Source organism: Pseudoduganella lurida (assembly GCF_007830455.1).
GTDB lineage: Bacteria > Pseudomonadota > Gammaproteobacteria > Burkholderiales > Burkholderiaceae_D > Rugamonas > Rugamonas lurida.
In genome coordinates this window covers 1,338,402-1,358,684 of the sequence record NZ_VLLB01000001.1, presented here as the reverse complement: position 1 = coordinate 1,358,684, position 20,283 = coordinate 1,338,402, and the positions used below count along the sequence as shown (strand labels likewise).

Below are 20,283 nucleotides of genomic sequence, written 5' to 3'. Positions count from 1 at the left end.
ATAAAGGCAGCTCCGGCTGCCTTTTTTACATCTGTAAGCTTCCACCTGCACAGCTGTAAAGCCGCGTAAAACCCCGCAAAACCGCCGCGCGAAACGACCGCCGGACGGCAGGTTTGGCTAGAGTCCGCGTACTCTAACAACCACGGGGCACAACCATGCAATCCTCCACCCGGGCGGTCGTCATCGCCACTTCGTTCGCAGTGCTGTTATGGGGCTGCGGCAGCAGCTCCGATTCCGCGGACAGCGCCAGCGGGCCCGTCATCCTTGCGCAACCCGCATCGGCGATGGTGATCGCCGGCTCGAACGGCGTGCTGTCCGTGATCGCCAGCGGCACCGGCCTGGCCTACCAGTGGTACCTGGATGGCAGCGCGATCGCCGGTGCCTCGTCGGCCACCTACACGGCCACCGCCGCCGGCACCTACTACGTGGTGGTGACGAGCACCGAAGGGTCCGTCACCAGCGACAACGCGGTGATCTCGCTGACCAGCGCGCCGGTGATCACGGCGGATCCATCCTCGGCCACGATCCTGACCGGCACCAGCCAGGTGCTGGCCGTTGCCGCGGACGGCAGCGATCTGGCGTACCAGTGGTACCGCGACGGCAGCGCGATCGACGGCGCGACGCAGGCGACCTGCGCGGCGTCCGCGGCCGGCAGCTATACCGTCGTTGTCAGCAATGCCGCCGGCTCTGCCACCAGCGTCGCCGCGCTGATCGTGGTGTCGTCGCAGGTCACGGCCCCGGTGATCGCCACCCAGCCGGCCGCGCAGACGGTCAATGCCGGTACCGGCGTCACGCTGTCGGTGGTCGTCAACGGGGTCAGCGTGGCTTACCAGTGGTACCGCAACGATGTGGCCATTGCCGGGGCCACCGAGCGTACCTACGCCATCACCACGGCGAACGCCAGCAGTGCCGGCACCTACAAGGTGGTGGTGACGAATACGGCAGGCAGTGCCACCAGTGCGGCCGTGCCGCTGACCGTGAACGTCACCAGCGCGGGCGCCAACACGGCGGGCGTCGTCAGTGCGGCGGAAGCGTTCCTCGCCACGCTGTCGACCGCGCAGAAGACCGTCGCGACGGATGCCACGTCCGCCACCACGGTGCTGTTCGACTACGCGCTGGCGAACGCCAACCAGTGGACCAACCTGCCGGGCAGCCGCCATGGCCTGCGCCTCAATGCCGCCACGCTGAGCACGGCGCAACTGGCCGCCGCCAATGCCGTGATCGCGAAGGCGCTGAGCGCCACCGGCATCACGCTGCTCAACGAACTGCGCGCCGCGGACACCGTGCTGGCCACGGCGCAGGGCACCGCCGGCGGCAGCGGCATGCCCGGCGGCGGCACGGCGCCTGCCGATGGTACCGGCGCGCCACCCACCGGTGCGATACCGGCGGACGGTACCGGCACGCCACCCACCGGAACCATCCCCACCGATGGCGGCGGCACCCCGCCCACCGGCACCGGGGGCATGGCGGCACTGGGCTACGGCAGCGACCTGTATTCGATTGCTTTCGTCGGCACGCCGTCGGCCACGTCGCCATGGATGCTGCAGGTGGCGGGCCATCACCTGGCCTACAACATCACCTACAACACCGGCAAGGTCAGCGCCACGCCGGCGTTCATCGGTGTCGAGCCGCCCAACTGGACGGTCGCGGCCGACGGCACGGTCACCGTCACCAGCCCGGCCGGCAGCGCCGGTACCGCGCACGCCCCGATGGAGAGGCAGCGCGCGGCCGTATACAACCTGGCGGAATCGATCTACGCGGAGGCCACGACGAAGGCGGCGGCGAAGCTGGCCGGCACCTTTACCGACGTGATCATGGGCGCCTCCGGCAACAGCGACGCCAATTTCCGTGCGCTGGTGTACCCGACCAGCGGCCGTGGCCTGCAGTATGCGGCAATGAACGCCACGCAGAAGGGCTATGTGCGGGCAGCGATCGCGGCCTGGGTCGATACACAGCAGGCCGACGTGGCGGCCGCGCTGCTGGGCGACTACCTGGCCGACGACGCGCTGGCCGATACCTACGTGGGCTACGGCGTCGGCCAGAACGGCGTGAAGGCGGACTTCAGCGCCTACCCGAATTCGCTGTCGTCGCCGCTGGAAGCGCAGCGCTCGTACCTGCGCATCGACGGGCCGCGCGTGTGGATCGAGTTCGTGGTGCAGCAGGGCGTGGTGTACGGCACCAACGTGCACTACCACACGATCTGGCGCGACAAGACGGCCGACTACGGCGGCAGCTTCTGATGGCCCACGGTCGGGCGGGGTGGCTGCGGTGGCTCGCTGCGCCGATGCTGGCGGTCGCTCTGACGTCGGCTGGTGCGCATCCGTCGCCCCAGTCGGAAGTGCTGCTGACGGCACAGGGCAACGCGCTGCAGGCCGACGTGACGCTGCAGGCAGAGGTGACGCTGCAGGCAGAGGTGACGCTGCCGCTGGACGAGCTGCAGCTCGCGTTCGGGCGGGCGCTGGTCGAGCTGCCCGCCAACCGGGTGCTGGTCGACGATGCGCAGATCGCCGCCTACCTGGCCGCGCACGTCAGGCCGGTGGCGCCGGACGGGCGGGCCTGGCTGGTGAAGGTGACGGCAGTGCGCTGGATGCTGTGGCAGCGCCCGGCCGACGTGGTGGCGACGGTGATGCTGCGCCCGCCGCCCGGTGCCTCGCCCGACCGCTTCACGCTGGGCTTCGATGCGATCGGCCACCAGGTGCAGAGCCATGTCACGGTGGTGGCCTGGCGTGCCGGACCCGGCGTGGCGCCGCGCGTGATCGGCACGCTGCGCTTCGGCCGGCACACGCTGGCGGTGAAGGGCGCCGATCCGCGCTGGTGGGCCGGGAGCCTGGACCTGTTCAGGCTGGGCATGGCCCACATCGCCGAAGGCACCGACCACCTTCTGTTCCTGCTGACGCTCCTGCTGCCGGCCGCGCTGCTGGCCCGGAACGGGCGCTGGCAGGGCTATGGCGGCGCGCGCCACCTGGCCGTCAATCTGCTGAAGGTGGTGACCGCATTCACGCTGGGCCATTCGCTGACGCTCATGCTGGGCGCGGTCGGCGCCGGGCAGGTGCCGGAGCAGCCGGTCGAATTCGCCATCGCGGCATCGATCCTGGTCTCCGCCGTGCATGCCTGGCGCCCGCTGTTTCCGCGCCGGGAAGGCCTGGTCGCGTGTGCGTTCGGACTGGTGCACGGGCTGGCCTTCGCGGCGACGCTCCGCGAGCTGGAGCTCACCGGGGCTCGGCTGGTGGCCAGCGTCCTGGCCTTCAACCTGGGCATCGAGGCCGTGCAGGCCGTCATCGTCGCGGTCGCGGCGCCGCTGCTGGTGCTGCTGGCCCGGTCCCGCCGGCAGGAAGCGCTGCGCCGGATGGCCGCCCTGGCGGCCGGTGCGATGGCTGTGCTGTGGATGGGCCAGCGTCTGTAGGGGAAGGGCCATGTGCCGTTTGCGTGGCCGGCACTATTCTTGCATCAAGAACAGGATCAAACTGGAGGTGTCCACGATGACTCTGCAATTCACCGCACTGCGCTGCTGCGCCACGGCTGCCCTGGTGCTGCTGGCAGCGCCCGCCTGGGCCGCAGGCCCCCTGGGTGTCGCTGTCGCGGGCGCCCCATCGCTGTTCGTGCTGGCCGTCGCGGAAGCAACGGAGCCGGATGCAAAAGTGGCCGAGGCAAGGCCCCGGCCACCAATGGAAAAACCGAAATCGGATCCCGCCCGGCCGGACCGTTCGAAGCAGACCGCCGAGCGCAGCGGACCGCCGGACCGCACGGACGCCGACGTCAGTGCGCTTGAGCGAGTCTCACTGCGCTGACGGCCGCCGCGTGGGCGCGGAAGATCAGCGCCTGCGCAAACACGATCGAACCGTACGCCACCAGTTCCACCAGTTCCTCCAATGCCTCCTCGTGTTCGGGCACGATCACCAGCCCGCACGACAGGTGGCCTTCGGCGCAGCCCGAACCCACCATGGCCACCGCCGCAATCGCCAGCGCAAACCACGGGAACATCCCGCCCGCGATCATGCGGAGCACCAGCTTGTCCACGCGGTGGCGCCATGCCACCCAGCCGGACCAAGCCAGCAGCAGTGCAACCGTTGGCGTCACCAGCGGCTTGTACGCCAGCATCTTCGACGAGAACACGGGGCCGTCATGCGTGTATTCGAGGGGGGGGAGGAACACGGCGCCCCAGCTCAGTTCGCGCGCGGCCAGGATCGCCCAGATCGGCATCACGCACAGGGCCAGCATGGCGATGCGGCCGCGGCGCTCGTGCCGCCAGGTGAGGAACGCGCTGACGAGACCGCCCAGCAGGATCACGACCTGGCTGTCCTCGATGACGCCGTTCTCCCACGCCCACCGGGCGGGCGTGATGAAGGACAGCGGATAGCAGGCCAACAGTGCGACGAGCAGCAGCCATTGCGCGGGTTTCAAGTTGGTGGTGGGGTAAGACATTGTTGTTTTTCTCGATTAAGTACACGTTAAAAACGCGAACATACACCCGATGTGCAGAGCTTGCTTGAAGTAAACCTCTAATGAATCAGCGGTTGCGCGGGCTCGCACTCGGGCTGCACCCAGGCTGTGCACGGATGCCCCAAAGTGGTCCTGATGAGCGGTACCGATGAGGTCAGGCCTTGAACGGATTGCGCTCGTTCAGCTCATCCATATAGGAAGCGATGCCACCCCCTTCGCGCGCCAGGAAGCGTTCGATCGCGTCCGAAAATGCCGGATGGGCCAGCCAGTGCGCCGACCAGGTCCGGGTGGGCAGGAAGCCGCGCGCCATCTTGTGCTCGCCCTGGGCGCCGCCCTCGAAGGTGGCGATGCGCTGCTCGATGCAGAATTCCAGCGGCTGGTAATAGGCCGTTTCGAAATGCAGGCAGGGCACGTGCTCCAGCGCGCCCCAGTAGCGGCCATACAGCGTGTCCACCGTGTGGATCAGCAGGGAGGCGGCGATGGGCCGGCCTGCGCGTTCGGCGATCACGAGCAGGATATTGTCCGGCATCGTGGCGCCGATCCGCTGGAAGAAGTCCAGGTTCAGGTAGGGCGACGAGTGATGCTCTTTATAGGTGTTGCGGTAGCAGCGGTGGAAGAAGCGCCAGTCGGCGTCCGTGGCCTCGCTGCCGCGCACACGACGCAGCGTGACGCCCGCTTCCCGCACCTTGCGGCGCTCGGCGCGGATGTTCTTGCGCTTCTTGTGTTCCAGCGAGGCGAGGAAGGCATCGAAGCTCTCGTAGTCCTGGTTCAGCCAGTGGAACTGCACGCCGCTGCGCAGCAGGAAGCCCGCTTCGCGCAAGGCGTCTGCCTGCGCTTCCGGCGGATACAGCACGTGTGTCGACGAGGTGCCGGCCGCCGCCTGCTGCTCGCACAGGAAGGCGACGAGGGCGGCGCGGGCGGCAGCGTCGCGGGCCATCAGCCGTGGTCCCGTCACGGGCGTGAAGGGGATCGCGGACAGCAGCTTCGGGTAGTAATCGACGCCATTGCGCTCGTACGCATCCGCCCAGGCCCAGTCGAACACGTATTCGCCATACGAGTGCGATTTGACGTACAGGGGCAGGGCGGCGGCCAGTTCGTCGCCATCCCACAGCGCCAGGTACTGCGGCTGCCAGCCGGTGTCGGCGCTGGCACTGCCCGATTCGTGCAGCGCGTGCAGGAACACGTAGGAAAGGAAGGGATTCGGGGCGCGGTCGCTGTCCTGGCGCGCCAGCAGTGCGGTCCACGCGGCCTCGCCGGCCTGCGACAGCGAGGAGAGAACGGCGGTTCGGTAGCTCATCGCGGCATTGTACGCAAATTCCCGGGGCGCCGCCGGAGGGTGCGGAACACGTGCCGGCGCAGTATTCTCCTGCGGGTCCGGCGCATTCAAGCTGGCGAATGCCGAATTAATAACTCGCTGTCGGTATTAATATGAATGTCTGCTCACCGGGCTGAGCATTTACTGCGCGATGATTATCCGGGGTTGAAAGCCGGGATAATCGCGGCATTCAAATCACCGATTATCCGCAATGAACGTTCGCCTGATTCCCATCCTGCTGCTCGCCACCGGGAGCGCCGCACTGGCCCAGCAGCAGGGGAAGGACGCCCCCGTCAAGGCACAGCCTGCCGAAGAGACGGCGGCCAAGGCCATCCAGCAGGTGGAAATCAAGGCGCAGGTCGAGGAATACGACCCGCGGCGCGACGATACCGCCAGTAAAACCGTGCTGACCAATGCCGAGATCATGAAATACGGCGACACCAATGTGTTCGACGTATTGAAGCGGGCGCCCGGCGTGACGGTCGTCGGCAATTCGATCCGCATGCGTGGCCTGGGCAATTACACGCAGATCCTGGTGAACGGCGAGCGGCCGCCACCCGGTTTTTCGCTCGATAACCTGCCGCCGGAGCAGATCGAGAAAATCGAGGTGATCCGCGCCGCCTCGGCGGAATATTCGATGCAGGCGATTGCCGGCACGATCAATATCGTGCTGAAGAAGGTAGTGGCGAAGGCGCAGCGGGATGTGCGCCTGTCCATCAACCATGGCGACAACCAGCGTGACGGGCTGTTCCTCGGCACGCTGGCGGACCGTACCGGCAATCTGTCGTGGTTCCTGAACACGGTCCTGGGGCGCAACCTGCGCCAGACACCGGGCCGCGGCAGGGACAACTTCACGACGCCGCAGGGCACGGTCGTGCAGCTGCGCGACTGGCGCCGTCTGAACCGGAACGACGGCACGTTCGCCGGCCTGCAGCCGCGCCTGAGCTGGAAGCTGCCCGGCGACGACCAGCTGCTGCTCAGTGGCTATGCCCAGTTTCTCCGTTCCGGCGGCGACTCGGTCTACCATTACGACGTCCCCATCGGCAGCTTCGGTTCGCCCGACTACGTGGATTACCGGTCCGGCAATGCCGGCCGGTCGGCCTTCTACGGCGCCGAAGCCAACTGGATCGCGAAGCTCAAGGGCGGCAAGCTGGATGCGAAGATCGGCGTTTCGCGTTCGCACTCGACCAATGACAGCCGCTCGTTGGCCAGCACGGTGGACCGGGTGGTGGAACTGCGCCGCGATGCGGACACTTCCAGCGATGCGTCGACCGTCAGCAGCACCGGCAAGTACACCCGCTCGCTGTTCGACGGCCACGCGCTGGCCGCCGGCTGGGAAATCAACCGGCAGGAAAGCGAGGACGACATCCTGCGCGTGGAAGGCATTCTCGGCACCGCGCCACGCAACATCCCGGAACACTTCAAGCCGCGCGTGCTGCGCTATGCCGCGTATGCGCAGGACGAATGGAACGTCACGAAGAACTGGTCCGTGTACCTGGGCGCGCGCTGGGAGGCGATCCGCACCGACAGCGAAGGCACGGGACTCGATGCCACGCGCTCGCGGAACCATGTGCTCAGTCCAGTGGCGCAGACGCTCTACAAGTTCCCGGACAAGAGCGGCCGCCAGCTGCGCCTCGCGCTGACCCGCACCTACAAGGCGCCCACCATGCAGCAGCTGACGGCGCGCCGCTACGAGGCCATCGAGAACACCCGCTTCAATCCCGATTCGAGCGGCAATCCGGACCTGCAGCCGGAGCTGGCCAACGGCATCGACCTCACGTACGAACACTTCTTCGCGCCGAGTGCGCTGTTCTCGGTGGGGACGTCCCAGCGCCGCATCCGCGACTACATCCGCACGCGGCTCACGCAGGATGCCCGCGGCCTGTGGCTGAACCAGCCCCTCAACGATGGCAATGCCACCGTGCGCACGCTGGACTTCGAGCTGAAGTTGCCGTTGAAGCTGCTGCTGAAGGATGGGCCGAACGTGGACCTGCGCGCCAGCGTCAACCGCAACTGGTCGCAGGTCGAGACGGTGCCGGGACCGCAGAACCGACTGGACCAGCAGGTGCCGCTGTCGGCCAACCTGGGCATCGACTACCGCGCGGACCGGCACAACGTCGGCACCAGTTTCGCGTACCGGCAGGGCACGCCGGTGCGGACCTCGGCCGAGCAGACCATCCGCCTGTTCCAGCGCCGCGACCTCGATGCCTACTGGCTGTACAAGTACACGCCCGGCGTGCAGCTGCGCGTGTCGGCCAACAACCTGCTGGGCGAGGACAACGACGGCTTTTCCTGCTACGAGGATGCCAATGGCGTGAGCCGCCAGACGAGCCGCACTCCCGACTCCGTGCGCATCGGCGCGAACCTCGAACTGAAATTCTGAGAGGGGGACAGGCACCTATGCATGCGCGCGAGTTCTCTGGACCCGCGCTGCCGTAAGGGCAATGTTAAAATCTTCGCCATCGAAGCGAAGAGCACTGACCCCAGCCCATGCCGCACACCTTCCACAACCTGTATTCCCATGACTTCGTGCGGGTCGCGGTCGGCGTGCCGCGCTGCCGCGTGGCCGATCCGCTGTACAACGCGGAGCAGACGGTCGCGCTGGCCGAACAGGCTGCGGCGAAAGGCGCGCTGCTGGTGGCGTTCCCGGAACTGGGCCTGTCCGCCTATACCTGCGACGACCTGTTCCACCAGCGCGCGCTGCTCGAAAGCGTGCAGGCCGCGCTGGCGAAGATCGTGGAAGCGTCGATCCGGCTGCCGGTGGCGATGATCGTCGGGATGCCGCTGAAGGTCGATCACCGGCTGTTCAACTGCGCCGTGGTCGTGTCGAACGGCCGCATCCACGGCGTGGTGCCGAAGATCTACCTGCCGAACTACAACGAGTTCTACGAGGTGCGCCAGTTCAGTTCCGCGGACGAAGCGCTGTCCACCGAGATCGAACTGCTGGACCAGCGCGTGCCATTCGGCGCCGACCTGCTGTTCCAGGTGGCGAACCTGCCGCTGCTGCGTTTCCATGCCGAGATCTGCGAGGACGTGTGGGTGCCGATTCCGCCGTCCTCGTATGCGGCGCTGGCCGGCGCCACGGTGCTCGTCAACCTGTCCGCTTCGAATATCGTGGTGGGCAAATCGGATTACCGCCACCAGCTCGTCGGCCAGCAGTCGGGACGCTGCATGGCGGCCTACCTGTACTCGTCGGCGGGGCGGGGCGAGTCGAGCACGGACCTGGCGTGGGACGGCCAGGCGCTCATCTACGAAAACGGCGAGCTGCTGGCCGAGGCGGAACGCTTCCAGGACGATTCGCACGTGATCTTTGCGGACGTGGATCTGGAGCGGCTGTCGCGCGACCGCATGCGCACCAATACCTGGGGCGATTCGATGCGCCGCCACGCGCCGCAGATCGAGGCCTTCCGCGTGGTGAAGTTCGTGCTGGAGGTGCCGTCGCAGGACGTGCTGCCGCTGCAGCGGAGCGTGGCGCGCTTCCCGTACGTGCCGGCCAACCCCGCCGTGCGCGACAAGCGCTGCATGGAGGTCTACAACATCCAGGTGCAGGCGCTGGTGCAGCGGCTGTCCGCCATCGGCATGAAGAAGGTCGTGATCGGCATCTCCGGCGGCCTCGATTCCACGCACGCGCTGCTGGTGTGCGCCAAGGCGATGGACCGCCTGAACCTGCCGCGCACGAACATCCTGGCGTACACGATGCCGGGCTTTGCCACCAGCCGGCGCACGCTGGAACAGGCGCGCAAACTGATGGACTTCGTCGGCTGCACGGCGCACGAGATCGACATCCGCCCGAGCTGCATCCAGATGCTGAAGGATATCGGCCACCCGTACTCGGAAGGCGCGGAGCAGTACGACGTGACGTTCGAGAACGTGCAGGCCGGCGAGCGCACCAGCCACCTGTTCCGCCTGGCGAACCACCACAACGGCATCGTGATCGGCACGGGCGACCTGTCCGAGCTGGCGCTGGGCTGGTGCACCTACGGCGTGGGCGACCACATGTCGCACTACAACGTGAACGCCAGCGTGCCGAAGACGCTGATCTCGCACCTGGTGCGCTGGGTCGCCGGCAGCCGGCAGTTCGGCGCGGCCGATTCGCAGGTGCTGCTGGACGTCGTCGATACCGAGATCAGTCCCGAGCTGGTGCCGGGCAAGGCCAGCGACACGGCGCCGGCGCAGAGCACGCAAAGCTACATCGGCCCGTACGAGCTGCAGGACTTCAACCTGTACTACCTGCTGCGCTTCGGCTTCGAGCCGAGCAAGATCGCCTTCCTCGCGCTGCATGCGTGGAAGGATGCGGCCACCGGCGCATGGCCGGACGATGCGCATGTCGTGCGCAACGACTATTCACTGAAGGACATCAAGCACAACCTGGGCATCTTCCTGCGCCGCTTCTTCCAGAGCCAGTTCAAGCGCACCTGCGTGCCGAATGCGCCGAAGGTGGGCTCGGGCGGTTCGCTGTCCCCGCGCGGCGACTGGCGCGCGCCGAGCGACGCCGAATCGGTGCTGTGGCTGGAAAACCTGAAGACCGTGCCGGATGCCTGACCACCCATTTCTATAAGGAGAATGCGATGAAACAGATTACCGCCGTTATCAAGCCGTTCAAGCTGGACGAAGTCCGTGAAGCGCTGGCGGACGTCAACGTCACCGGCCTGACCGTCACGGAAGTGAAGGGCTTCGGGCGCCAGAAGGGCCATACGGAGCTGTACCGCGGCGCCGAATACGTCGTCGATTTCCTGCCGAAGGTGAAGGTGGAGGTGGTGGTGGACGACAGCGTGGCCGAGCAGGTGGTCGACGCCATCATCAAGGCCGCCCGCACCGGCAAGATCGGCGACGGCAAGATCTTCGTGCAGGATGTGGAGCAGGTCATCCGGATCCGTACCGGCGAGACGGGGCCGGACGCGGTGTAAGGCAAGCCGGCGCCTGCTGACTCGCTTCCGGGGGAATCGTCCAGGAAGGCTGTCAGACGCAGTCGCTGGCGGTTGCGATGCGTGCCAGGTGCGCACACGCCAACCACCGGCGCCTGCCAGGTGTCCGCCATCGGCCTTGCCGCTGCCGGACACCGGTTTTTACGCGGCGCCAGGAACTGCGCCTATCCACCCGGCCTGCCCACCCGCAGATCGAACTTCCACGTCACCAGCCGCAGCGCGGTGATGGTCGCCGCCGACGTCCACAACGCCGTATCCGCCGGCACCTGCACGTACTGCAGCAGGATGTACATCCAGCAGCCGAAGAACGCGCAGATCGCGTAGGGCTTGCCATCCCTGAATACCATCGGCACCTCGTTGCAGACGATATCGCGCAGCACGCCGCCGAAGATCCCCGTGATCACGCCCATCATCGCCGCGATAAACACCGGCATCTGTGCCGCCTGCGCCTGCGACACGCCCGCCACGGCGAACAGCCCCAGCCCGACGGCATCGGCCACGACGATCATCCGCTCGGAGACGATGTGGCGGATCTGCTTCAGGAACGGGGAGACGGTGAGCGCCAGCACGAACAGCAGGATCGTGTATTCCTGGTGCTGCACCCAGAACAGGGGCCGTTTATCCAGGAGGATGTCGCGCAGCGTGCCACCGCCGAACGCGGCGATGAAGGCGACGATGATGACGCCCACGATATCCATCCGCTTGCGCCGCGCCTCGACGAACCCCGAGAACGCACCCACCATGATCGCGACGACTTCGATGACGGTAACGAGGGAAACGTGCGGAACGATGATCATGCGGGCCGATGGAGTAATGATAGCCAGAGGCTACCATGCACCCCCGCGCACGAGAAGAGCCCGGCGGCAAATGCCAATCCCCACCTGAAAATATTTCCAAAAACCGGGGACTGTCCCCAATTCCAGGAAATATTTCCAAAAAACGGGGACTGTCCCCGATTGATGGAAACAATTCCAGTCAAAGGGACTGTCTCCAATTTACAAAAGGCCGTCCCCGCTTTTCAGGATAGATTGCCGTGGAAAGGGAGCAGTGCCCGGTGGGATTTAAACGCTCGGGCTGCAGGGGGCAGCAGGACCATCAAAATGAATCGTCTATCTGAGGAAATATTTCCAAATAACGGGGACTGTCCCCGATTTCAGGAAATGTTTCCAAAAAACGGGGACAGTCCCCCGTTTTCAGGAAAGATTGCCGTGGAATGGGGACAGCCCTGAGGGGGAGGTCAGCGTTCGGGCCGCAGCGCGGCGCGCAGCAGCACCATCAGCGCGCCTTCGCCGCCATCGACGGCATTGGCCTGGCAGAAGGCGATCACGCCATCCGTTTGCACCAGCCAGCTGTGCACCATCGATTTGAGCACCGGTTCGCCGCCGCGCGAGCCGAAGCCGCGGCCGTGGATGACGCACACGCAGCGCGAGTTGCGGCGGTTGGCCTGCTGCAGGAAGCGGCCCAGCGCATCGCGCGCATCGTCGCGGCGCAGGCCGTGCAGGTCCAGCTCTTCCTGCACCGGCCAGTAGCCCTTGCGCAGGCGCTTCATCACGTCGTTGCCCACGCCGGGAGCGAGGTAGTTCAGCGACGGTTCTTCTTCCATGTAGTGCTCGACGCCGAACAGGTCCGACAGCGATTCGCGCAGCACGGCCGCATCGTCCTGCTTCTGTTCGGCCGCATCGAGCTTGCGCCTGACGACGGGCGGGGTGGCCACCAGCTTCGGCGCCCGCTCGACGTAGCGGTTCGACTCCGGCAGCTTGTTCACGCCCTTCATATTGGTGCGGAAGATGCTCGCCTCGGCCACCCGCTGCTTCTCGCGCTCGAGGCGCGCGGCTTCAGCGGCAGCGCGTTCTGCCTCCGCCGCCTCGCGCTGCGCCGCATCGTCCTTCAGCTGCTTGCTGAGGACCTTCAGCGCCTCAAAACTTTTCAGACCACCAGCCATGCGCGGTTCCCCTTCACCTTACTCCTGCGCTTCCAGGTAGCGCTGGGCATCCAGCGCCGCCATGCAGCCCGTACCGGCGCTGGTGATGGCCTGGCGATAGATGTGATCCTGCACGTCGCCGGCGGCGAACACGCCCGGGATCGACGTGGCCGTCGCCATGCCTTCGGTGCCGGAGCGCGTTTTCAGGTAGCCGTTGTGCATGTCCAACTGGCCCTCGAAGATGCCCGTGTTCGGCTTGTGGCCGATCGCCACGAACAGGCCGTGCACGGAGATCTTCGACTGTTCGCCGTCGGTGGAGTTCAGCGTCAGGCCCGTCACGCCGCTGTCGTCGCCATTCACTTCGTGCAGCTGGTGGTTCAGCTTCAGCTCGACCTTGCCCTCGGCCACCTTGGCCATCAGGCGATCGATCAGGATCGGCTCGGCGCGGAACTTGTCGCGGCGGTGGATCAGCGTGACCTTGCTGGCGATGCCGGCCAGGTACAGGGCTTCCTCGACGGCCGTGTTGCCGCCGCCGATCACGGCCACTTCCTGGCCGCGGTAGAAGAAACCGTCGCAGGTGGCGCAGGCCGACACGCCGCGGCCCATGAACGCTTCCTCGGACGGCAGGCCCAGGTACTGGGCGGATGCGCCGGTGGCCAGGATCAGCGCATCGGCGGTGTATTCGCCGGCATCGCCGATCAGGCGGAACGGCTTTTCATCCAGCTTCGCCGTGTGGATATGGTCGAACACGATATCGGTATTGAAACGTTCGGCGTGCTGCAGCAGGCGCTGCATCAGCTCCGGACCCTGCACGCCCAGCGGATCGCCGGGCCAGTTTTCCACGTCCGTCGTCGTCATCAGCTGGCCGCCCTGTTCGACGCCGGTGATCAGCATCGGCTTCAGGTTGGCGCGTGCGGCGTAGACGGCGGCGCTGTAGCCGGCCGGGCCCGAACCGAGGATCAGAACGCGGGCGTGTTTGGTAGTGGTCATGAGCTTCTCTGAGAATGAGGGATATAGACCGGATATGGAGTCGCCGGGCGCCTGCACAAGTATCCGGTAAGCAAAGGTAGATTATAAGCGAGGGTCCGATTTTGCGTGAATCGGGAGGGCAGCGGGGGCATGGATGCCTTAGAATAAGCGCAATACAAAAAATTCCCTTTGCGCAACACCGCACCCCCAGTTTCCCGACGCAGTCAAATGAGCAAATCCTCCCCCCAGGCGGCCGCCAGCTACCGCCGCACGGCCACCGAGCGGCAGCCGCTGCCGAACCGCCTCGTGCGCCTGTTATCGGAAGCGCGCTGGTTCGCGCTGGCCGCCGTGTGCCTGTACTTCGTGCTGATCCTGGCCAGCTACCACAAGACCGATCCGGGCTGGTCGCACGAAAGCGCCGTGCCGGCCGTGGCCAACCTGGGCGGCCGCGGCGGCGCCTGGCTGTCCGACCTGATGCTGTACGTGTTCGGCTGTTCTGCCTGGTGGTTCTGCTTCTACCTGGTGCGGTTCGTGTGGCGCGGCTACCGCCGGCTGACCAACAAGTTCGTGCTGGAGCAGGAGGAAGAGGAGGAGCACAGCCACGAACGCAAGATCCGCATGGTGGGCTTCATCTTCATGCTGATCGGCAGCATGGGCCTGGAATACCTGCGCATGCACTCGATGCGCATCGCGCTGCCCCGCGCGCCGGGCGGTGTGCTGGGTGAACTGATCGGCCACTCGGCCCACGTGGGCCTGGGCTTCACGGGGGCCACGCTGCTGCTGCTCCTGCTGTTCGGCATGGGCTTCTCGCTGTTCTTCCACGTGTCGTGGATGACGGTGGCCGAGCGCATCGGCGAGGCGATCGAGATGGCCATCGACTGGGTGATCCTGCGCTACGAGGACCGCGAAGACCGCCGCCATGGCGCGGCGGCGATGGTCAAGCGCGAGGAAGTCGTCGTCAAGGAACGCGAGAAGCACGTGGAGAAGCATCCGGCCGCCGAGCCGACCCTGCGCGTCGAACCTCAGGTGACCGTGGTGCCGAAGTCCGAGCGCGTGGAAAAGGAAAAGCAGGGCAAGCTGTTCAAGGAAACCGAGCTGCCGAAGGAAAAGCCGGTCGTCTACCGCAACACGGACAACACCGACCTGCCGCCGCTGGCGTTGCTGGACGAGGCGCCGCCCGTGCTGGAGACCGTGTCCGTCGAGACGCTGGAATTCACCAGCCGCCTGATCGAGAAGAAGCTGTCCGACTTCGGCGTGGATGCCAAGGTGGTCGCGGCCTATCCGGGCCCCGTCGTCACGCGCTACGAGATCGAGCCGGCCACCGGCGTCAAGGGCAGCCAGATCGTCAACCTGGCGCGCGACCTGGCCCGTTCGCTGTCGCTCACCTCGATCCGCGTCGTCGAGACGATCCCTGGCAAAAACTTCATGGCGCTGGAGCTGCCGAACTCGAAGCGGCAGATCGTGCGCCTGACCGAGATCCTGGGCTCCAAGGTCTACAACGACAGCGCCTCGTCGCTGACCGTCGCGCTGGGCAAGGACATCGCCGGCAAGCCGGTGGTGGCCGACCTGGCGAAGATGCCGCACCTGCTGGTGGCCGGTACCACGGGCTCCGGTAAATCTGTGGGCATCAACGCCACCATCCTGTCGCTGCTGTACAAGTCCGATCCGCAGGACGTGCGGATGATCCTGATCGATCCGAAGATGCTGGAGATGTCCGTCTACGAAGGCATTCCGCACCTGCTGGCGCCCGTCGTCACGGACATGCGCCAGGCCGGCCACGCGCTGAACTGGGCCGTCAACGAGATGGAACGCCGCTACAAGCTGATGTCGAAGCTGGGCGTGCGCAACCTGGCCGGCTACAACGCCAAGATCGCCGAGGCACACAAGCGCGAGGAGCTGATCCCGAACCCGTTCTCGATCACGCCGGATTCGCCCGAGCCGCTGGAGAAGCTGCCGACCATCGTCATCATCATCGACGAACTGGCCGACCTGATGATGGTGGTCGGTAAAAAGGTGGAAGAACTGATTGCCCGTATCGCCCAGAAGGCCCGTGCGGCCGGCCTGCACTTGATCCTGGCCACGCAGCGCCCATCTGTGGACGTGATCACGGGCCTGATCAAGGCGAACATCCCGACCCGCATCGCGTTCCAGGTGTCGTCGAAGATCGACTCCCGGACCATCCTCGACCAGATGGGCGCCGAAACGCTGCTGGGCATGGGCGACATGCTGTACATGCCGCCGGGGACGGGCCTGCCGGTGCGCGTGCACGGCGCCTTCGTCTCGGACGAGGAGGTGCACCGGGTGGTGGCCCACCTGAAGCTGCAGGGCGAGCCGAACTACATCGACGGCATCCTGGAAGGCGGCACGCTGGAGGGAGAGGGCGGTGGCGACGGCGCCGCGGCGGGCGAGGGCGGCGGCGAAGCCGATCCGATGTACGACCAGGCCGTGCAGGTGGTGCTGAAGAATCGCCGCGCCTCGATCTCGCTGGTGCAGCGCCACCTGCGCATCGGCTACAACCGCGCGGCGCGCCTGCTCGAACAGATGGAAAACAGCGGCGTGGTCTCGCCGATGCAATCGAACGGCAACCGGGATATCCTGGTGCCCGCGGCTTCCGCAGAATAAGGATAAACAGTATGAACCGTTTCATGATGGCCGCCGCCCTGGCAGTGGCATTCGCCGGCACCGCGCACGCTGCGGCGCTGGACCAGTTCAAGACCTTCGTGGGCGCCACCAAATCGGCGCGCGGCGAATTCACGCAGACGCTCACCAAGACCGTCGATGGCGCGAAGAAGACGTCCGCCCCATCGACCGGCACTTTCGTGTTCGCGCGCCCCGGCAAATTCATCTGGACCTACCAGAAACCGTATGAGCAGGTGCTGCAGGCCGATGGCGACCAGCTGTTCATCTACGACAAGGACCTGAACCAGGTGACGACGAAGAAGCTGGGCGATGCGCTGGGTTCCTCGCCGGCCGCCATCCTGTTCGGCTCCAACGACCTGGAGAAGAATTTCACGTTGTCCGAAGCGGGCACGCGCGACGGCCTGGAATGGTTGAAGGCCGTGCCGAAGGCGAAGGACACCAGCTTCGAGCTGATCTCGATCGGCCTGAAGAACGGCCAGCCGGAAGCGATGGAGCTGAAGGACAACTTCGGCCAGGTCTCCACGCTGGCCTTCCGCAAGTTCGAGAAGAACCCGCCACTGGGCGCCACGGCGTTCAGGTTCGAAATTCCCAAGGGCGCGGACGTCGTCAAGCAATAATGGCCGACCTGTTCTCCGCGGAGCCCCGCCAGCCGCTGGCCGAGGCGCTGCGTCCCAAGACGCTGGACGAAGTGATCGGCCAGCAGCACCTGCTGGGCGAAGGAAAACCGCTGCGCCTGGCCTTCCAGGCCGGCAAGCCGCACTCGATGATCCTGTGGGGGCCGCCGGGCGTCGGCAAGACCACGCTGGCGCGGCTGACCGCCAATGCGTTCGACTCGGCGTTCATCGCCTTGTCCGCCGTGTTCGCCGGCGTGAAGGATATCCGCGCCGCGATGGAACAGGCGCAGCAGAACCTGGACCAGTACGGCCGCAACACGATCCTGTTCGTCGACGAGATCCACCGTTTCAACAAGGCCCAGCAGGATGCGCTGCTGCCGTTCGTGGAATCCGGGCTGGTGACCTTCATCGGCGCAACGACGGAGAACCCCAGCTTCGAGGTCAACTCGGCACTGCTGTCGCGCGCCCAGGTCTACGTGCTGAAGTCCTTGAGCGATGCGGAGATGCGCCAGCTGCTGGACAAGGCGCGCGCTTCGGCCCTGGGCAACCTGACCTTCGATGACGTGGCGGTGGACACGCTGGTGGGCTTTGCCGATGGCGATGCGCGCCGCTTCCTGAACCTGCTGGAGCAGGCCGATACGGCGGCCGCTTCGTCGCACATCACGCACATCGACGCGAAGTTCGTCGAGAACGCGATGACCTTGAACGCGCGCCGCTTCGACAAGGGCGGCGACAATTTCTATGACCAGATCTCGGCGCTGCACAAATCCGTGCGCGGCTCGCATCCGGATGCCGCGCTGTACTGGTTCTGCCGCATGATCGACGGCGGCGCGGACCCGCGCTACCTGGCGCGCCGCATCGTGCGCATGGCCTGGGAAGACATCGGCCTGGCCGACCCGCGCGCGCTGACGATCGTGAACGACGCGGCCGAAACCTATGAGCGGCTGGGCTCACCGGAAGGCGAGCTGGCGCTGGGCCAGGCCGTCATCTACCTGGCCATCGCGGCAAAGTCGAATGCCGGCTACAACGCGTTCAACGCGGCCATGGCGGCGGTCAAGAAGGACAAGTCGCGCGAAGTCCCGGTCCACCTGCGCAACGCCCCGACGAAACTGATGAAGGAACTGGGCTACGGCCACGAGTACCGCTACGCGCACGACGAGCCGAACGCCTACGCCGCCGGCGAAACCTATCTGCCCGACGGCATGCCCGAACCCCGCTGGTACAAGCCCGTGCCGCGCGGGATCGAGGGGAAGGTGGCCGAGAAGCTGGCGTGGCTCCGGGAGCTGGATCGGTTGGCGGGCGAGGAGTGAAGCCGGGCTGGCTGCACTGACGGCCATAAAAACCGGTGCCTGACACGGATGAAGCAGGTGGCTGGAGCTTGCGCACCTGGCACTCATCGCGACCACCGGCAGCGACTGGTGTCTGACATTCTCTGGATGCTTCACCCAGAAAGAGTGTCGGACACCGGTTTTTTGCAAGAAGCATCCGCAACGCCAGCAGCACCCGTACCACCCGACCCAACGGAGACAGCGTGCCCACCACCCAGATTGCCAACACCGACATCCACATCGACGGCACCGGCCCCGACACCATCCTGATGCTGCACGGCTGGCCCGACACGGCCGCGCTATGGGACTTCCAGGTCGCGGCACTCTCGCCGCACTTCCGCTGCGTGCGCTTCACCTGGCCCGGCTTCGAGCCCGGTGCGCCGCGCAAGGAACACTCCCTGGATGAGCTGCTCGCGCTGTGCGAGCAGGTCGTCCGCACCACCAGTCCCGACAGGCCGGTGACGCTGCTGCTGCACGACTGGGGCTGCCTGTTCGGCTACCAGTTCGCGCTGCGACATCCTGAGCTGGTCGCGCGCGTGATCGGGGTGGATATCGGTGACGCCGGCTCGACCGCGCACCGCAAGGCGATCGGCCTGAAAGGCAAGCTGGGCACCGTGGCCTATCAATGGTGGCTGGCGGCGGCGTGGTGCATCGGCGGCGGCCTCGGCGAATCGATGTCCCGTTACATGGCGAAAAAGATGGGCGTGCCGGTGAGGCCCGACCAGATCACGGTGGCCAAGAACTATCCGTACTACTCGCTCTGGACGGGCGGCTACCGGGCGGCGAAAATCTTCCGTCCCGCATGCCCCATGCTGTTCATCTACGGCACCCGCAAGCCGTTCATGTTCCATTCGCCGGTCTGGGAACGGAAGCTGAACGAGCAACCCGGCAGCCGCGCCGTGGCGTTCGACACGGACCACTGGCCCATGGAGCGCCAGCCGGAACACTTCAATAAAACCGTGCTGGACTGGCTCGCGCCGGCCGGCCGCAACGAGGATATCGATGACAAATCCAGCGCACTACCTGCTGACTTATGAGTACTCGGCCGACTACCTGCAGCGCCGCGACGAGTTCCGCGCCGCGCACCTGAAGCTCGCGTGGGAAGCCGTCGAGCGCGGCGAGATCCTGCTGGCCGGCGCGGTGGGCGAGCCGATCGACCAGGCACTGCTCGTCTTCACGATCGACGGACCCGCGATCGCCGAAGCGTTCGCGCGTAACGATCCTTACGTGACGAACGGCCTGGTCACCGCCTGGAAAGTGCAGAAGTGGCACACGGTGGTGGGCGAACTGGCCAGCACGCCGGTGCGCTGAGACCGGCCGCCGGCTCCGGTATCGTTTTCATTCCGGCCCGCCGCTCGGCTGGCCTCGCTTCTCCCTGTGCGATTGCGCTGGCGCAATCCGTCAAGCGCTCCGACGCCTAAGCTGGGCCGGTTGCCATTCACCGGTCCAGGAGCTCATCATGCAAGCGTTGAAGGAAGCGAAAGCTTCAAAACACATGGAAGCCATTTTCGTGGCGGCCGCGCTGGTCGGCGTCGGCATTTCGGTCGCCACTTCCGAGACGGCGCCGCTGCAGGTGGCGGCAGAACGATCGCCCGTCATCCACGACAATATCCCGGTGGTGACGATCACCGCCAAGCGCCCGGCGCCGGCCGCCAAAGCCGTCACGCGCTAGGGCCAAAGCACAGCTCTCCGACGGGCACTGGCGATTGCCGGTGCCCGCAGCACGCTCCCCGCCGCATCGCTTCGATTCCGCCTTCCACGCATTTCATCACGCCTTTTTTGCGCTTCGTCGCACGCCGGTGGAATCGCATAGCGCCTGTAGGTACAGTTCAATCATCGCAGGACACCTCAAAAAACCTTCACCCGAACCGACGACAGGAGCCCATCATGAAAGCACTGAAACACATGGAAGTCATCTTCGTTGCCGCCGCCGCCATTGCGCTCGGCACGTCCTACTTCACCACCGAAACGAAGCCGCTGCTGGTGGCCGCCGACCGTCCGCTGTTCGTGCATCCTGACGTGAAAATGCCGGTGGTGACGATCGCCGCGAAACGCCTGACGACCGCCGAAAAGCAGGCGCTGATCTGATACGTCCGCTGCGTGGCGGCTGAACGCGAACCGCCCCGCCAGC

The 20,283-nt window shown here is 66.0% G+C and carries 18 protein-coding genes; 13 read left to right on the top strand and 5 right to left on the bottom strand.

The features are described 5' to 3' along the window. The first annotated feature begins 155 nt into the window (after positions 1-155). The 3 genes from IP91_RS05845 to IP91_RS05835 all read left to right on the top strand — a co-directional run bounded on the left by IP91_RS05845 (position 156) and on the right by IP91_RS05835 (position 3,788). A complete protein-coding gene (locus tag IP91_RS05845) occupies positions 156-2,240 on the top strand; it encodes a DUF3500 domain-containing protein (RefSeq protein WP_145647777.1) in 2,085 nt (694 codons plus the stop codon). A gap of 44 nt (positions 2,241-2,284) precedes the next feature. After that, positions 2,285-3,403: a HupE/UreJ family protein gene (locus tag IP91_RS05840; RefSeq protein ID WP_145647776.1), complete on the top strand. Its 1,119-nt coding sequence runs from the start codon at positions 2,285-2,287 to the stop codon at positions 3,401-3,403. Positions 3,404-3,479: 76 nt separating this feature from the next. Then, positions 3,480-3,788 (top strand): hypothetical protein, encoded by a 309-nt coding sequence (locus IP91_RS05835; RefSeq protein ID WP_145647775.1) that lies wholly within the window; start codon positions 3,480-3,482, stop codon positions 3,786-3,788. Here the strand turns inward: IP91_RS05835 and IP91_RS05830 are convergent. After that, entirely contained in the window at positions 3,757-4,422 is a 666-nt protein-coding gene (locus tag IP91_RS05830) for a hypothetical protein (RefSeq protein ID WP_145647774.1), read from the bottom strand. The two genes, IP91_RS05835 and IP91_RS05830, sit on opposite strands and share 32 nt — an antisense overlap. A gap of 172 nt (positions 4,423-4,594) precedes the next feature. Continuing rightward, positions 4,595-5,737 (bottom strand): GNAT family N-acetyltransferase, encoded by a 1,143-nt coding sequence (locus tag IP91_RS05825; RefSeq protein ID WP_145647773.1) that lies wholly within the window; start codon positions 5,735-5,737, stop codon positions 4,595-4,597. Between the two features lie 229 nt (positions 5,738-5,966). On the opposite strand from IP91_RS05825, the gene IP91_RS05820 reads away from it, so the two are divergent. From IP91_RS05820 to IP91_RS05810, 3 genes are all read left to right on the top strand, one after another. Beyond that, positions 5,967-8,138: a TonB-dependent receptor plug domain-containing protein gene (locus IP91_RS05820; RefSeq protein WP_145647772.1), complete on the top strand. Its 2,172-nt coding sequence runs from the start codon at positions 5,967-5,969 to the stop codon at positions 8,136-8,138. A gap of 107 nt (positions 8,139-8,245) precedes the next feature. Continuing rightward, on the top strand, positions 8,246-10,297 hold the full coding sequence (locus tag IP91_RS05815) for an NAD(+) synthase (protein ID WP_145647771.1): 2,052 nt from the start codon (positions 8,246-8,248) through the stop codon (positions 10,295-10,297). 26 nt (positions 10,298-10,323) lie between these two features. Next, positions 10,324-10,662, top strand: coding sequence for a P-II family nitrogen regulator (locus IP91_RS05810; protein ID WP_145647770.1), 339 nt, complete (start codon positions 10,324-10,326; stop codon positions 10,660-10,662). Between the two features lie 182 nt (positions 10,663-10,844). Here the strand turns inward: IP91_RS05810 and IP91_RS05805 are convergent, their stop codons facing one another. The 3 genes from IP91_RS05805 to trxB form a co-directional block, all read right to left on the bottom strand. Beyond that, complete coding sequence (locus IP91_RS05805) at positions 10,845-11,477, bottom strand: trimeric intracellular cation channel family protein (protein WP_145647769.1); 633 nt, start codon at positions 11,475-11,477, stop codon at positions 10,845-10,847. A 440-nt stretch (positions 11,478-11,917) separates the two neighbouring features. After that, a complete protein-coding gene (locus IP91_RS05800) occupies positions 11,918-12,622 on the bottom strand; it encodes a Smr/MutS family protein (RefSeq protein WP_145647768.1) in 705 nt (234 codons plus the stop codon). An 18-nt stretch (positions 12,623-12,640) separates the two neighbouring features. After that, entirely contained in the window at positions 12,641-13,591 is a 951-nt protein-coding gene (gene trxB, locus IP91_RS05795; protein ID WP_145647767.1) for a thioredoxin-disulfide reductase, read from the bottom strand. A gap of 207 nt (positions 13,592-13,798) precedes the next feature. Between trxB and IP91_RS05790 the strand changes: the two genes are divergently transcribed. The 7 genes from IP91_RS05790 (at position 13,799) to IP91_RS05760 (ending at position 20,240) form a co-directional block, all read left to right on the top strand. Further along, positions 13,799-16,192, top strand: a complete 2,394-nt coding sequence (locus IP91_RS05790; protein WP_145647766.1) for a DNA translocase FtsK — start codon at positions 13,799-13,801, stop codon at positions 16,190-16,192. Between the two features lie 11 nt (positions 16,193-16,203). Beyond that, positions 16,204-16,827, top strand: a complete 624-nt coding sequence (gene lolA, locus IP91_RS05785; protein ID WP_145647765.1) for an outer membrane lipoprotein chaperone LolA — start codon at positions 16,204-16,206, stop codon at positions 16,825-16,827. After that, positions 16,827-18,134, top strand: a complete 1,308-nt coding sequence (locus IP91_RS05780; protein ID WP_145647764.1) for a replication-associated recombination protein A — start codon at positions 16,827-16,829, stop codon at positions 18,132-18,134. The genes lolA and IP91_RS05780 overlap by 1 nt, the downstream gene beginning before the upstream one ends. A 221-nt stretch (positions 18,135-18,355) precedes the next feature. Further along, positions 18,356-19,189 carry an alpha/beta fold hydrolase gene (locus IP91_RS05775; protein ID WP_145647763.1) on the top strand — a complete coding sequence of 278 codons (834 nt, stop codon included), beginning with the start codon at positions 18,356-18,358 and terminating at the stop codon, positions 19,187-19,189. Further along, a complete protein-coding gene (locus IP91_RS05770; RefSeq protein ID WP_145647762.1) occupies positions 19,155-19,463 on the top strand; it encodes a YciI-like protein in 309 nt (102 codons plus the stop codon). The genes IP91_RS05775 and IP91_RS05770 overlap by 35 nt, the downstream gene beginning before the upstream one ends. Positions 19,464-19,611: 148 nt before the next feature. After that, complete coding sequence (locus IP91_RS05765; protein WP_145647761.1) at positions 19,612-19,824, top strand: hypothetical protein; 213 nt, start codon at positions 19,612-19,614, stop codon at positions 19,822-19,824. Positions 19,825-20,039: 215 nt separating this feature from the next. Further along, positions 20,040-20,240 (top strand): hypothetical protein, encoded by a 201-nt coding sequence (locus IP91_RS05760; RefSeq protein ID WP_145647760.1) that lies wholly within the window; start codon positions 20,040-20,042, stop codon positions 20,238-20,240. Positions 20,241-20,283: the final 43 nt, after the last annotated feature.